Source organism: Nocardia noduli (assembly GCF_019038455.1).
GTDB lineage: Bacteria > Actinomycetota > Actinomycetes > Mycobacteriales > Mycobacteriaceae > Nocardia > Nocardia noduli.
This window is the reverse complement of record NZ_JAFMPL010000110.1, coordinates 16148-27564: the sequence shown is the minus strand read 5'-3', so window position 1 is coordinate 27564 and position 11417 is coordinate 16148. Positions and strand designations below refer to the sequence as shown.

Sequence of the window (11417 nt, the reverse complement as noted above, 5' to 3'; positions counted from 1 at the left end):
GAGGTCGAGGGTGAGGTGCTCGGGATCGTCGGCCAGCGCCGACCACTGCACCCGAACGACGCGCTCACGGTTTCCAGTGTCGTCGGCGTCGAGGTCGTCGATGACGTGGCGGCGGACACCGAGGTGTTCCGCGCCAGTCGAATCCGGCCAGCACGGGAAAGTCGCGATGGTCGGCGTGCAGTGGGGTGTGGCGGGAGGGTTCGTCTCGGGTGAGGTGGTGTTCGAGTAGCACGGGTGCGCCGCCGTGTGGGAGGTGGATCAGGAGCGCGGTCCAGCGGCGCATCACCCGCACGGGGCAGGAGTGTTCGTCGCCGGTGGCTGTGAGGGTGAGCAGCGGTTGGGCACCGATCGTGACCGCGTCGTCGCCGAGGTGCAGGTCGCGTTGGCGGAGCTCGGCGAGGGTGGTGAACGGGAGTCCGGCGGCCGCGAGGGTGAGCAGTGCGGCGTCGCGGCGCCCGAACAGTCCCTGGGGCCAGCCGCGGGTGGGCAAGCCGGGCAGGATGTCGTGCACGCGGCGGGTGACCTCGGTACTACGTGGTCCGCGGCCGGGGTTGAGCAGTTGCCGGATCGGTTCGGCGTCGCCGGGTTCGGGGAGTTCGGCCAGGCGGTGGACGGCGTTGATCGCGGCGACGCGGGCGCGTTGGCTGCCGAGCGCCGCGCCGTGCTGTTCGCCGAGGTAGGCGCAGACGGTGTCGGCGGCCGCGGGCAGGGCGCGGTGGTCGGTGACCTCGCACCAGATCTCGAATTCGGTCCACTGGCGGCGGTATTCGGCCGACAGTGTGGACACCTCGGGTGGGGGCGGCATTCAGAGTCCGAGGTGGCGGGTGGCGTTGGCGGTGTCGATGGGGGCGCGGTCGTATTTGCGGACGGTGTCGACCTGTCGGTGCCGGGTCATGTTCATCACCTCGCGGTAGGTGGCGCCGTTGTCCAGGGCCTGGGTGGTGGCGCCGGCGCGGGCGGAATGCCCGCGGAACTTCGCGGCCTGTTCGGGCGGGTATCCGGCCTGTCGTGCGCGGGTGTGGATCATCTGCCCGAGCGCTTGCCCGGTCATCGGCGTCGTGGCGGCGGGTAGCCCGGCTCTGCCGAGGGCCCGGAAGACCGCGACGGTGGTGGCCGGGAATCGTGGCAGGGCCCGGTCACATCGGTGGTGGTCGGCGAGCGGGCCGGGGTCGGCGCGGAGTCGTTGCTGGACGGCGATCTTCCCGGCGCGTGGCCCGCCGCGGGCGTGGGCGGTGTCGTAGTCGGCGAGCAGGGTCAGCCACCGCATGAGCACGCACCACGGGCACAGCATCGGCAGTGTCCCGCGGGTGAGGATGAAGTGGTCGATGCCTTCGGCGTTGGTTTTGGTGCCGTGGAGTTCGACGTCGATGTAGTCACCGGCGGTGCCGGTGTCGATGTGCAGGTCGCGGACCTGGATGCCGAGGGCTTCGCCGCGGCGGGTGGATCCGGCGAACATCACCACCAGCAGGGCGATGTCGCGGGCAGCGGCCATCTGCTCGCGCCAGGTGTGGGCGTCGGCGGCGATCGCGGTCACGATCCGGGTGAGGTCGGCGGTCATCAACGGCGCGGCCCGGTCGAGGGGTTCGCGGGCCTTGCGACGTTCGCGGCGAATCCCGCGCAGGGTTTCGCGGACGGCGGGGTCGGCGGCGGGATCTGTGTAGCCGTGCTCGGCGTGGACCGCGCCGATCGCCGCGCACCAGGTGGTGATGGTGCTCGCCTTCACCGCGTACCCGCCCTCGGCGTCGCGGCGTCGCGCCTGCCACCCGGCGAAGCGGGTGACGGTGTCGGGCGAGGCCGGGAGCGGGTCGCGGCCGCGGTCGGTGCACCAGGTGTCGAACTGACGCCAGCCGGTCGCGTAGGTGAGGCGGGTGTTCTCGGCGACCGCGGCACGACGGAACGCCGCGACCGCCGCTGCGTCGGCATCGGCGTCCGGGTCGGCGAGCGCGGGGACATCGGGCACGATCCGCAGGCTCGGCGCCGCACCGGTTCGCCGCGCCCGGGCCGGGCCGTCGGGCAGGGGCGCGGCGGGATCGGTCACCGCGGCGGCGGGATCCGGAGAGCGGCGGCGGCTCACCGCTCGCACCTGCCGCTGTTGCGCGGATGGCTCTCGGGATGGGCGCGCGGGCGGGACCCACGCATCCCCACCGTGCCGGATCGTTGGTGGGCGGCGGTCACTGGGTCAGCTCCCGACGGTGATCGTGGCAGGTCCGGACCCAGTCGTCGACGGCGGCCATGTCGGCGGCGGTGAGTCCGTGGTGGGGGTCGATGTCGCAGACCAGGGTCGGCAGCCCGGTCTCGTCTCGGCGGTCTTCGGCCCAGCCGAACTCCTTGCCGCCGAAGCAGTCGTCGAGCCAGGCCAGCGGCCGTCCCTGCGAACAGGCGACGACCGGATCCCACTTCGGGGACCGGCCGAACCGGGGCGCGGTGTCGGCGCCGACCTCGAGGACCCGGAAACCGGTGCGGATCCCCAGCCGGGGCGCGAACCAGGTGTTGGCCAGCTCACCCCACGAGGTAGCCCATACGATCTCGACCCCGGCCGCGGTGAGCGTGTCGAGCCAGGCGCCGTGGGCGGGATCGAGCCACACCGCCCCCGCCGCCGCGCGGCCGTCGGGCCCGATGCCCTCGAAACGGTGCTCCACGACCCCGGGCCGTGGCCCGGGCAACGAGAGCACCCCGTCGACATCGAGCGCCAGCACCGGGCGAACGACCGGATCATCGTGCTCCCGACTGCGCGCGTCGACCTCGTCGCGCGACGCGTGGTCCTGGACCATCGTGGCCACCTCTCCTTGAATCCGGCGGGTCCCGTCCCGGTTTCGCGTGTGATCAGCCGCGCACCCCCGGATCCGCGACAGTGTGCCCGAATCCTAGCAAGAAAATAGCGGCTTCACCTCGTAAGATATCTGACTTACTTTCAGTAATTGCTCTTATGGAAAGTAATCACAAGAAACCATACTGCGCCTATGACCTGCACCGATGAAACACCCCACCGCCCACATTCCCGGAAAGCCCTGCCCGATCGGGCGAGTCGCAGGTCAGCGGCGGAAATCCACGCCCACTACACACTGCGCCACCATCATATCCCCAGGTCGAGATTCTCGTCGAAGGAACGCACACGCGGGCCCCTACTCGCAGGCGATGGAGTTCCTCGTCCTTGCCGCTCCGCCGGTACCGAACATTGTCCGCGAACGCAGCCCAGAACACAGTGCCGCGTCGCGGACAGGCTGGCCACCCGGATACCCGGCTTTCGTGTCGTCTCTCACCACTGCATGTCAGCGCCGTTTCACGGTCGCGCGCCGGAGGTGTTGTCGACAGGTCGGCCGACGACCACGACGTCGTGGATGACTCCTTCCAAGTCGGCCACACCCGGCAGTCGGCCCCATTCCTGGAAGCCGTGCGAGTGAAACATTCTGATGCTGGGTTGGTTGCGGGCGAAGATGGTGGTGGCCAGGGTGCGGGCGCCCAGTTGCGGGGCATGAGTGATCGCTTCGCGGAGCAGGTAGCTGCCTTGTCCTCGGCCTTGGTGGTCGGGGTGCAGGTATATCGCGAGGTCCAGGGTGGCGTCGTAGCCGCGGCGGCCGTTGAGGAAGGGTTCGAACGACAGGTAGCCGGTGACCGTGCGTGGGCTGTCGAGTGGATGGCCGACCCAGATGGGGTGGCGGGAAGGGTGGGAGGTGTCGAACCATTCCTGCCTCGCGGCGACGCTGACCGGGTCCAGATCGCAACTGCTGGTCCGGGCCAGGACAGCGTCGTTGTAGATCGCGACGATCGCGGGCAGGTCTCGCGCCTCGGCGAGCCGGTGACGGTAGATCATGGACTACTCCAGGGAGATGGCGGCTTTCGCGCAGAACAGCGTCGTCGGCAGGCGGTCAGGGCAGCACTACTACCAGGACGTATCGGACCGCTTGGGCGTTCGCGGCGCGGAAGCGGGATGAGGTGTGTAGCCGGAAGCGCAGACAGTCGCCGGTGCGCAGATAATGCTCGGTCGCATCGAGGGTGACCTCCAACGCTCCTTCCAACACCCAGACGTGGTGCTCGAGCCCGGGCACGGGTGATCCGGCATAGGAGATGTCGGCATCGGCGTGCAGGTGACATTCGATGAGTTCGCCCCGCAGACCGGGGTGCGGCGCAGACACCGACCGCCGGGTGAAGCCCGACGCCTCGTCGCGCCATATCAGCTGTCTCTCAGCGGGTATCAGTTGTGGCGGCTCCTGTTCGACCTCGGCCAGCAGTTGCGACATCGTCGTCTCATAGGCGAGACACAGTCGGCTCAACCACGCTGTGCTCGCACTGATCTCGGCCCGCTCCAATCGCGACAAGGTCGACCGACTGATCCCGGTGCGGGCCGCCAGTATCTCCAGCGACCACCCCCGCTCGGCCCGCAGTCCGGCCAGCCGCGCCGCGAGTCGGACTTCGATCTGCTCGACACCCGCCTCCGACGAACCCGCACCATGTCTCACATTGGAGAATCTATCCCAGAACAGAGATCATCGCAGCTCGTCACCGCTTCCAGCTGTGCCTATTCATCACATCTGTCACCAGTGAGGCGCTACGGCCTGGTAGGTGTCAGCGTGCTGTTCAGGGTGTTTGTCCCTGTTCTTTCATCTTTGTTGTCACCGACATGCCGTCCCTGGAGTTTCTTCGAAGGGGGCGTCGGGCTTCCTGTTGTTTCGCCGCAGCGTCGTGGGGCTGAGCGCACGCTCCGACCCTCGAACCGAGTTGGTTCGAGGGTCGGAGCGTGGCTTGGGCGGCCCCGCAGTACCGCTATGCGGCGCGGGAACCACCGTTCGTCGGATCGGTCCACTTCATGTCGACGAACTGTTTGAACATCATCAGGAGATCCTGGTTGTTCTCGTGGGCACGATGGGTGGTCGCGCGGTTGGTTCGACGCCCCCGGCCGATTCCCGGCTCCTTCATGAGCCGGTCTTTCGGTGTCTTGAGCACCTTGCCGTCGGGTGAGATGTGGGACCGCTCCATCTGGATGTAGTCCAACACCGACGTCTCGTAATAGCGGGTCGCCGACATCAGCAGATTCGGACGCACCCACCCTGTCGGCACCAACAGCAGAGGCTTCACCCCGGCGATCGGCAGCCGGAAAGGCTTGACCGCCCAATCGCGCGTAGTCACATCCCATGCCTGGCACGGCACCATCTCGGTGTGATGGCCGAGCGTCGAGAACTGCGGGTAGCAGTCCAGCATGTGATTGGTGAAGTTCGCCAACGCTTCGAACACAACGCGGATCCAGGAATTCGCCACAGTCGCAGTCTCCAGGAGTTGCCGACAGCCTCCCGTACCACATAGCGCGGCACTGTGCGCGGAGTCAGTATGCGATCAGTCGACCGCTGATTCGGGGGCTACCGGTGTTCGGCGAATCGGTATAGCACCCGCTGGTGGCGGTAGCGCCGGGCCAGGATCGAAGCGGCGGGCTCCTGCCACAGCCGAATTCAGTTGAGCCGTCAAGACTCGGAACCCGCGCAATCGGGCTGCGATTGGCTATGTGCAGACGTCTGACGCCTCGACGCGCGCACGTGATCGCAACTGACCCCTGTACTCGGTCCAGAACCGTCGAACCCGTACTGGCTTCTCGAAAGGTGAACCGCGAGCCGTCGGGCAGACTGGAAATTGTCCAGAGCTGTCGAAAGGTATGCGGGATGCACTTGTTCGAGCGGATCAATCAGCGAGACATCACCGTGGCGTCCACGGTGGCGAACGAGACACCTTTGACGTTCAGAGATTTCCGCCGGGCTGCTCGTGACAGTGTCCGGGTGGTCGCCGATGACTGTGCGGAATGGATGGCGGCGGGTGATCAACAGCGGTGGGGGTCCGCCAAGGAACACAATCCGATGGATCTGATGGGCCCGCTGCGGCTCCCTTTCGACTCGATGTGGATCGAGTGGTCGTTCCCGAGTTGGTCACAGACCGACGGAACACGGTTCGCCGCATGGGTCACCGCTGATGACCCCGACGCCGATACCCCCGACGGCTGCGCCCAGGTACTTACCTTCGTGGTGTTGTGCGCCCGCGGCAAAGACGCCCTCTACACACCCGTGTGGACGTATCTGTTCGTCGACGAGCAGGGCACGATGCTCGGCCTCGCCAACAACGTCGACCCCGCCAGTGACTCCGCGACCCGCGCGCGGTCATGGACACTCGTGCCCAGCGCAGCCATCGGATTCATGAATTGCCGCAACATCGAAGTCAACGAACACCTACCCGCCGAGCGTCGGCGCAGACCCAAGCGAGGTGGCCCGAAGATACCCGATCTGCTTTCTCATCATGTCATCAGCCTTCCCCGCAGCAGTCGTCCCCGAAATCTGAACGAGGCGCGCGAAGCTGCCGGAGACGCGATCCCACTACATCTGGTCCGTGGCCACTTCAAGACCTACACAGCCGAAGCACCGCTGCTCGGCAGACACGTCGGAACATACTGGTGGCATCCAACGGTGCGTGGCCTGCAGGAAAACGGCCGAGTAGCGGCTACCTACCGGGTCAGCCCACCGCAGGACCATCACTGACGAATCACCACCATGACCCGATGGCGTCCCGGACCTCATCCACGGTGACCTTCTGGGCGTAGATCGTCACATGGACGCTCCGGGGAGCGGGGATCGCGCACGTATCGGAGGTGACCAACATCCCGTGAGAGAACGAGGGATCGCATGGTGCGACAGGTAGAACAGTCCCGGGACATCCGAGCAGACGAGGATCTACTCGATCAGCCGTGCACAGCGCGCGCCGCTGACGGTGGCCAGGCGGTCGACGGACTACAGCGATGAGCGCAGTTGAGGGCGACGACGATGTGCGGTCCGAGGCGGATGTCGCTGAGGCCGACCGGATCATCGATTCTCTCACTGTCCAGCGCCGTCGACCGACTCCGTGGTGCTGGTATACGGCCAAGCCGGAAGTGTCACTGGCGCGCTGGGTCCGGGAACGTCGTGGGCCCCTGGACTCGTTCGCCGATGGCGCGCAGGCAGCGGTTGACTGGGCGGCGCAACTGCCCGACGATCCACCTGGCGAGCCGGTTGCGATCTGTACCGACCGGTGGCTGAGCTCGCTGCCGCCCTACACCGCTGATGCGACTGTGCCGTATGCGGTGTTGCGCGATGGCGAGCGTCGTCTGGTGCACGTCAACGTCGCAGCGGGAGTGTGGATCTATGTCGTCGAGCCGGGACATCTGATCGATCCGGCCTTCCTGTGGGGTGCATACCTGGGTGGCTGGACGTTACGGCGGCTCGCGTAGCACGGGCGGCAACGGCCGCAGGCGAGGCCGAATCTGGACGGGAGTTCGTGATGAGTCGCAACCGCTCGATCATCCGTGCAGCAGCGGGTCGTCCGGGTCGATCCGTCGATAGCCGGTACGCACGCCATGCCAGGTCAACAGCAGCTGCATCTCCCGCTGGACGGCCCAGACCTGCGGATCGTCAGGGTCCAGACCGGCATCGAGCAGCGCTTGGCGGTCTACCGAATCATTGATCTGCACCCCAGTGATTCGTCATGGTCTCGCCCTGGGCGCTGTCCGACCGCGCCACAGCCTAGATGCGGCACAGATCGATCCACGAGCGAAGTTCACCCCGGCACCGCACATCTCGTGCCACTGACCGCGCAGCCGAGAAGTTCTCGCGTCGACCTGGGAGCCGGTGATCCATCCGGAGGCGGTGCGGCGTCGAATGCACTACAGGCACACCGGGTTCCGCATTGCTGCCGCAGCGGGACGCAGTGAGCCTGATCCAGAGGTGAAGTCGGGGGCCGTCGAGACACCGGTTGGGAAGCTTATGCCTCGACGGTCCCCACCTCGACGGGGAAACAGAATGGGGAACTCGATGAGCGTCAACCGATCCGTCGGCGCCGGTCCACTGAGTGGACCTGAGCATCGGCAGGCTCCACGTCCACCTAGCATCTGGGGAGGCCGTCGCGCGGCCCGTTAGCCTGAAATCGCGTTGAGGGAGAGGGGCGGGAATGGACGGCTTCGAGCGTGGCGTGGTCAGACGAATCTCAATCGAGATCGAATTCCCCGACGGCAGTATCGGAACAACCGAGATCTCTGATCCCGGACAGCTATCGGCGATCGTGTTCGACGAGTCAGCGGTGCTCGCAACCGACCTATGTGCCTTCAACGTGTCCGAGTCGGACTGGCGAGCAAATCCCGCCATGATGGTCCACACCGAATCCGGTGCCGCCGGGATCCCGCTCGGCGCACACAACGACCGCCAAAGCTGATCGCGAAGGTGCGCGCTGACCGACCGGATGTCCCGGCTCACACACTGGGCGGCAGCAGCGGCAACGAGAACTGAGACTTCTTGGGCACGGTGCCCCCGCCCGTGGCGCCACGCCCAGGCGGGGGACCTTTCTCGTGCTGGTCGCTCTCACGCAGCAGAGGCAACCGGCGTTCACGCTATCGCGAACGGCGCCGGAGCCGGGTGAATGCCGATCACGCGGCGTGTACCAGCGCCGAATCCGGTGAGGTTCAGTCTTCTCGACACAGGTCGGTGCGGTGGGACAGCCATTGGGTGAACGAGGACGACCACGCCTGTTCCTCCGGCTCGTCGAACAGTGCCGGTGCACGTCGAGAACGGGACAGTCGTTGCCGGAGTCGAGCCGTGGTAGCGACGGGACGTGCCTGTTGGGCCAATAGCCGTGTGTTCCAGTCTATGTAGGCCGCCACTGTCATGCCCGCGCCGTCGGCGGCTTCTTCCAACAGTCGCCACTCCTGTTCATCTATCGTCACAGTGACGGTGACGTCCCTGGTCGCTATACCCACACTAGCCATGCATCACCACCGGTATTTCGCGATGCACGCCAGCAATCCAGGTGGCGACGTCGAACAAGGTCAACAGGTCCGCAGCAGCAGGACGGTGCTCGCGTGTTCTCTGATCGCGCAGGTCGGCCCGATTCCTTCGGCGACCAACCGTGGCGGCAATGAATGATTCCGCGAGGCGGAAACGTCCCAGGTAGTGACCGTCTCGCTCTCCGCCAACCTCGGAACCGTCGCCGAGATTCTGGCACTGCCGCCATGCCGCCCGGCGAGGAAGCAGCTCGGTGTACGACGGGAATGCGGTGCGGCCGTCGATCGGCCGACCAATCGGGATGGCATGCGGCACTTCTCGTCAGGCATGTGGCGTGATTATGCTCTGAGTGGGGATATGTCGTCGGCGGGCTTCGTCGACTGCGATGGGGAGGGAATCACGCGATGGCTGATGTGTTGTCGTGCCCGGCGTGGTGTATCGAGCATTGGGCGTTGGATCCGACCGAGCCTGACAACGGCGTGCACTACGGTCCACGAATGTCGGTGACCGTCGCCGGATCAGCGGGAACCGAGACCAGCGACCAAGTCGTCACGCAGGTCATCGCCTTCGACGTCGCCGGGCACCGCGACACCACAATCCACCTGGATAAGCCGAGCCGCGGCAGAGTCCAGTTGAACAGCTGGCAGGCGCGCGCCACCGCAGTAACCCTCCTGTACGCCACCGACCTGCATGACGCCAGGTTCCTCGCCGGGAGCAGCTGCCCGACATGGTGCGTCGACGACCATGACCACACCCCACCGGATGCCGCAATCCGTCATGCCAGCCTGCCCCAGGTCGTCTACGCCGACGGCCCCGTTCCGCCGGATTCCGCGGTTTCGATACAAGTCCTGGCGCTCGACATCGCCGACACGCGGCGGGTATTTCTGGATCTGGCATTGCCGGGATCGCATACACCGCTCACTGTCGCCGAGGCATGCAAGGTTGCCAGCTGCCTCCTCGACGCGGCCGACATATACGACACCACCCGCTGACCACGGGCCACTCACACCCCCACCCATCGCTGGGCCACCAGGTCGCAGCGGGGTCCGTTTGGCTACTCGGGCTGATTTCCATACGGGCCGTAGGCAGGTCAAAGACCAGTTAGCGCGTGCGTGGGGCGCTCTGTAGAATCATGACCGGCGAGTCGACGCCAGTCCGAGCTGATCACGATGCCCGCATCATCGTCAGCGCCGAGGACAAAGGTTCAGCTCTGATTCAGAGCGGAAGAATCCGACCCCCAACGACTGCTGACCTTCAGCGCGTGGTGGATGCGGGACACACAGCGCAGGTAAGGATCAGTGCGTCATGACTCGCAATCAGCGCCACCGCCGCAAGAATCGCCGTCGCGCCGCAGATGCTGGTGGATACGTCGAAGCCCGCGATCTCCGCATCGCCGAAAAGTCACGACGACAATCCTCGCCTACTTCTTCGCAGCGTCCCGCTGGGCCTGGTCGCGGGATCTGTGTGGCCGCGATCAGTCACCATGGAGGGACCGGGCGAAGCACGACGGTTCGCCATATCGGCGCGGCACTGGCCGCCGAGGGGCTGCGAGTTCTGCTGCTCGACATGGACGAACAGTCCAATCTCGGCTGGTTGTGCGGTGCGGCCCTACCCGTGCGCGAGAGCGCCGATCGCGGTGCCGACGACGTTCTGGACAACGACACTGTGATGGTCCATCGCTTCGACAGGGCAGGGACACTATCGGTCCTCGCCGGTGCCGGTCGGCCCGGTTCAAGCCTGAACGTCGAATGGGCACGCGCACTTCTGGAATCGGCCCGCGAGCGCTTCGACGTCGTTGTTGTCGACACCGCTCCCCTGGCCGGCGGCCTCATCGTCGATCTCGTCGACGCCGTATTCGGCTGTGCCGCCTTCGATCCCGCGCTGGTCGTCGACCACATCGACGCTACCTACTCCGAGCCCTACCGCACCTACCGGCAGTCGCTGGAGAAACGGGGAGAGCTCCTTGAGTGGCTCGATCAAGGATTCGACAGGTGGGAACAGGATCGGAACTCCTCGGATCCATACGATGAGGCTGCTGCCGCAGCCCTGGTGGTGACGGAGGTGGCAGCCAGCGGCCGGCGAAGGTTCGGTACCGACTGGGATCCCGGTTCGCGTCGCTGGCTCGACACCTTCGGCGACGTCGAGCCGGAGATGGTCGCAGTCCTCGATCATCGTGACCCGAACATCGACCTCCTCGAAGCATTCGACGAAGCCGCCTTCGGTGACCTCGCCAACGGCCGACAGTCAGCGGCCGATGATGTCGTGCGCCACATCTCGTGGCTTCCGACAAATGCGATCCTGACCAACATCGACAAGCAATACAGCGCCGCCGAATTCACCGGCGGCGCTACATCACTCCACCACGTGGGCCTGGTCCCGACGCGGGTCGACGACGAACTGGTCCCAGGCATCGAGACCGTACTGGCCGACATAGCCGTCCAGAACACGGAGCTGCTGCCTCCGATGCGTGACCTCGGCGCTCTCGCTGACCCACGTACCTGGCGACGGTGGATCACGACGCACCCCGACGATCATCAGTGGACAGCCGACCGCGCGCTGGCATCGGCGCTCTGGCATCGGATCGACCGGCTTCGCCGCAGGGCGTAGGTCCGCGCTACCGACATCTGTGCACCCGCC

Annotated in this window: 14 protein-coding genes; 5 read left to right on the top strand and 9 right to left on the bottom strand. The window is 66.2% G+C overall.

What is annotated here, in order from left to right; all coding sequences use genetic code 11:
• Nucleotides 1–64: 64 nt before the first annotated feature.
• The 6 genes from JZ792_RS34865 to JZ792_RS34840 form a co-directional block, all read right to left on the bottom strand.
• The gene (locus JZ792_RS34865) at nucleotides 65–805 is read right to left on the bottom strand and encodes a recombinase (protein WP_216917165.1); all 741 of its coding nucleotides are present in this window, start codon (nucleotides 803–805) and stop codon (nucleotides 65–67) included.
• Nucleotides 806–2074 carry a site-specific integrase gene (locus JZ792_RS34860; RefSeq protein ID WP_216917164.1) on the bottom strand — a complete coding sequence of 423 codons (1269 nt, stop codon included), beginning with the start codon at nucleotides 2072–2074 and terminating at the stop codon, nucleotides 806–808.
• Between the two features lie 97 nt (nucleotides 2075–2171).
• Nucleotides 2172–2771, bottom strand: coding sequence for an HAD domain-containing protein (locus JZ792_RS34855; protein ID WP_216917163.1), 600 nt, complete (start codon nucleotides 2769–2771; stop codon nucleotides 2172–2174).
• A 509-nt stretch (nucleotides 2772–3280) separates the two neighbouring features.
• Nucleotides 3281–3811, bottom strand: coding sequence for a GNAT family N-acetyltransferase (locus JZ792_RS34850; protein ID WP_216917162.1), 531 nt, complete (start codon nucleotides 3809–3811; stop codon nucleotides 3281–3283).
• Nucleotides 3812–3866: 55 nt separating this feature from the next.
• Nucleotides 3867–4457, bottom strand: coding sequence for a helix-turn-helix domain-containing protein (locus JZ792_RS34845; protein ID WP_216917161.1), 591 nt, complete (start codon nucleotides 4455–4457; stop codon nucleotides 3867–3869).
• Nucleotides 4458–4761: 304 nt separating this feature from the next.
• Nucleotides 4762–5253, bottom strand: coding sequence for a hypothetical protein (locus JZ792_RS34840; protein ID WP_216917160.1), 492 nt, complete (start codon nucleotides 5251–5253; stop codon nucleotides 4762–4764).
• Between the two features lie 395 nt (nucleotides 5254–5648).
• On the opposite strand from JZ792_RS34840, the gene JZ792_RS34835 reads away from it, so the two are divergent.
• Both JZ792_RS34835 and JZ792_RS34830 read left to right on the top strand, forming a co-directional pair.
• Entirely contained in the window at nucleotides 5649–6512 is an 864-nt protein-coding gene (locus tag JZ792_RS34835; RefSeq protein ID WP_216917159.1) for a hypothetical protein, read from the top strand.
• A 257-nt stretch (nucleotides 6513–6769) separates the two neighbouring features.
• The gene (locus JZ792_RS34830; RefSeq protein ID WP_216917158.1) at nucleotides 6770–7237 is read left to right on the top strand and encodes a hypothetical protein; all 468 of its coding nucleotides are present in this window, start codon (nucleotides 6770–6772) and stop codon (nucleotides 7235–7237) included.
• 69 nt (nucleotides 7238–7306) lie between these two features.
• On the opposite strand, the gene JZ792_RS34825 is transcribed toward JZ792_RS34830, so the two are convergent.
• Nucleotides 7307–7477 (bottom strand): hypothetical protein, encoded by a 171-nt coding sequence (locus tag JZ792_RS34825; RefSeq protein ID WP_216917157.1) that lies wholly within the window; start codon nucleotides 7475–7477, stop codon nucleotides 7307–7309.
• Between the two features lie 476 nt (nucleotides 7478–7953).
• On the opposite strand from JZ792_RS34825, the gene JZ792_RS34820 reads away from it, so the two are divergent.
• A complete protein-coding gene (locus JZ792_RS34820) occupies nucleotides 7954–8214 on the top strand; it encodes a hypothetical protein (RefSeq protein ID WP_216917156.1) in 261 nt (86 codons plus the stop codon).
• 247 nt (nucleotides 8215–8461) lie between these two features.
• Here the strand turns inward: JZ792_RS34820 and JZ792_RS34815 are convergent, their stop codons facing one another.
• Nucleotides 8462–8764 carry a hypothetical protein gene (locus tag JZ792_RS34815; protein ID WP_216917155.1) on the bottom strand — a complete coding sequence of 101 codons (303 nt, stop codon included), beginning with the start codon at nucleotides 8762–8764 and terminating at the stop codon, nucleotides 8462–8464.
• Nucleotides 8757–9095 carry a hypothetical protein gene (locus tag JZ792_RS34810; RefSeq protein WP_216917154.1) on the bottom strand — a complete coding sequence of 113 codons (339 nt, stop codon included), beginning with the start codon at nucleotides 9093–9095 and terminating at the stop codon, nucleotides 8757–8759. Before JZ792_RS34810 ends, JZ792_RS34815 begins: the two co-directional genes overlap by 8 nt.
• 89 nt (nucleotides 9096–9184) lie before the next feature.
• Between JZ792_RS34810 and JZ792_RS34805 the strand changes: the two genes are divergently transcribed.
• Both JZ792_RS34805 and JZ792_RS34800 read left to right on the top strand, forming a co-directional pair.
• Nucleotides 9185–9772, top strand: a complete 588-nt coding sequence (locus JZ792_RS34805; protein ID WP_216917153.1) for a DUF6907 domain-containing protein — start codon at nucleotides 9185–9187, stop codon at nucleotides 9770–9772.
• Between the two features lie 472 nt (nucleotides 9773–10244).
• Nucleotides 10245–11387 (top strand): ParA family protein, encoded by a 1143-nt coding sequence (locus tag JZ792_RS34800; protein WP_216917152.1) that lies wholly within the window; start codon nucleotides 10245–10247, stop codon nucleotides 11385–11387.
• The last annotated feature ends 30 nt before the right edge of the window (nucleotides 11388–11417 follow it).